Below are 406 nucleotides of genomic sequence, written 5' to 3' on the forward strand. Positions count from 1 at the left end.
TTTTTTGACCGTGACTTGTCGAGCGCCTCCTTCAGGATCTCCACCTCCAGCGTCTTGCGGCCAAGCTGGCGTTCGAGTTCCCGAATACGGGTTTCCATCTCGCGGACGGTCTTGTTGCTGGTTACACTGTCGTCCCCTGTCACGGCGATACTGCCCCCTTCGAGCATCAGTTTGCGCCAACGATACAGCAGATTGGGAGCCACGCCATTGCGGCGGGCAACGGCAGAAATGCTCTCGCCGTCATAAAGGGTCTCCTCCACGATCCGTAGCTTCTCTGCCGCAGACCAGCGACGACGGCGGCCGCCATCGGTGATGATTTCAATCTCAGACATAAGCATGTGCTTAAGGCTATCCTTAAGCCTCCTTGGTCAGGCCAAGGTGTCCGGTCGAAACGGGGGCCAGTTCA

The 406-nt window shown here is 57.9% G+C and carries 1 protein-coding gene; it reads right to left on the reverse strand.

Annotation, left to right across the window (positions count from 1 at the left end; translation table 11 throughout):
- Positions 1–338 (reverse strand): transposase (locus JAO82_RS14170; RefSeq protein WP_198687040.1); only part of this gene is annotated, 338 nt, incomplete at its 3' end.
- Positions 339–406: the final 68 nt, after the last annotated feature.

This window comes from Pontibaca salina (genome assembly GCF_016307205.1).
GTDB lineage: Bacteria > Pseudomonadota > Alphaproteobacteria > Rhodobacterales > Rhodobacteraceae > Pontibaca > Pontibaca salina.